Source organism: Flavobacterium limnosediminis JC2902 (assembly GCF_000498535.1).
Lineage (GTDB): Bacteria > Bacteroidota > Bacteroidia > Flavobacteriales > Flavobacteriaceae > Flavobacterium > Flavobacterium limnosediminis.
Map to the genome: position 1 here is coordinate 1 of NZ_AVGG01000004.1, position 1,994 is coordinate 1,994.

Below are 1,994 nucleotides of genomic sequence, written 5' to 3' on the forward strand. Positions count from 1 at the left end.
ATTAATTGTTTGTGATGATGTCGATGCATTTCCGCAACCGTCAACCGCTGTCCATGTTCTTGTTATGGAATACGAGCCTGCACATTGTCCCGGTGTTGTAACATCAGCAAACGTTAATGTTACAGGTAAATTACAATTATCAGAAGCTACAGCCTGGGCAAATTGTGGTTGTTGGGTACAATCAATCGTTGTTGCGGCTGGAAGTGCATCAATTATAGGATCTGTGGTATCTTGAACACTGATGGTTTGTGATACGGAAGCCGTATTTCCACATGGATCAGCAAATGTCCATCTACGGGTAATTACGTAGGAGTTCGGACAATTTCCTGGAACTGTAGTGTCAACACCTATTACCGAAATTTGACCTGCGCAGGTATCAGATGCAACTAATGAAGTCATAGCTGGAACTTCACTACTACAAGAGACAGTAATATCTGCAGGTGCAGCAGGTAAAACAGGATTTGATGTATCTGAAACGTTGATCGTCTGACTTACTGATGAAGTGTTTCCGCATAAATCGGTAAACACCCATGTTCTTGTTACAGTAAAACTACCAGAACAGCTTCCGCTGGTTAAAACATCATTTCCAACTGCTGTTATTGGTCCGCCACACGCATCATTTGCGGTTAATGAAATCATTGCCGGAATATCACCACTACAAGAAACAGTTACGTTTGCAGGAGCTTGTGGAACTATTGGAGCAGTTACATCCTGAACGTTTATGGTTTGTGATCTTGTTGATGAGTTTCCGCAGGCATCAAGAGCAGTCCATGTTCTGGTAACGGAGTAATTACCAGTACATTGTCCCGGAGTAGTTACATCATTAAAAGTCAGCGTAAAAGCAGAACCACAATTGTCTGTTGCAGTAGCCTGTGCAAATTGAGGTACTGCCGGACAGTTAATAGTTGATGGAGCTGGTAGCGCCGCAATAACAGGAGCAGTCACGTCCTGAACATTTATGGTTTGCGTAGCTGTTGATGAATTATTGCAAGCATCACGAGCAGTCCATGTTCTGGTTACAGAATAAGAACCTGCACATTGTCCCGGTGTGGTCACGTCATTGAAGGTTAATGTAAATGCAGAACCACAATTATCGGTTGCAGTAGCCTGTGCAAATTGAGGTACTGCCGGACAGTTAATAGTTGAAGGAGCCGGTAGCGCCGCAATAACCGGAGCCGTTACATCCTGAACATTTATGGTTTGTGTAGCTGTTGATGAATTATTACAAGCATCACGGGCAGTCCATGTTCTCGTTACAGAATAAGACCCAGCACATTGCCCCGGAGTGGTCACATCATTGAAAGTCAATGTAAAAGCTGAACCGCAATTATCAGTAGCAGTAGCTTGTGTAAATTGAGGTACTGCCGGACAGTCGATGGTTGATGGAGCCGGTAGCGCCGCAATAACCGGAGCAGTTACATCCTGAACATTAATGGTTTGTGTAGCTGTTGATGAATTATTACAAGCATCACGAGCAGTCCATGTTCTGGTTACAGAATATGAACCCGCACATTGCCCCGGAGTAGTGACGTCATTGAAAGTCAATGTGAACGCTGAACCGCAATTATCAGTAGCCGTAGCCTGAGCAAATTGAGGTACTGCCGGACAATCGATAGTTGATGGTGCTGGTAGCGCCGCAATAACCGGAGCCGTTACATCCTGTACATTGATGGTTTGTGATTTCGTTGACGAATTATTACAGGCATCAGTGGCAGTCCATGTTCTAGTAACAGAATAAGAGCCAGCGCATTGTCCCGGAGTGGTCACATCATTGAAGGTTAGTGTAAATGACGAGCCGCAGGCATCTGTAGCCGTTGCCTGAGCAAATTGAGGAACAGCAGGACAGTTGATGGTTGATGGAACCGGTAAATTCGCGATTACCGGAGCAGTTACATCCTGTACATTAATAGTTTGTGATTTTGTTGACGAATTATTACAGGCATCAGTAGCTGTCCATGTTCTGGTTACAGAATAAGAACCCGCACATTGCCCCG

Annotated in this window: 1 protein-coding gene; it reads right to left on the reverse strand. The window is 44.6% G+C overall.

The features are described 5' to 3' along the window. Window positions 1-1,994, reverse strand: a 1,994-nt coding sequence (locus tag FLJC2902T_RS16325) for an HYR-like domain-containing protein (protein ID WP_035677523.1), incomplete at both ends; no start/stop codon positions are given.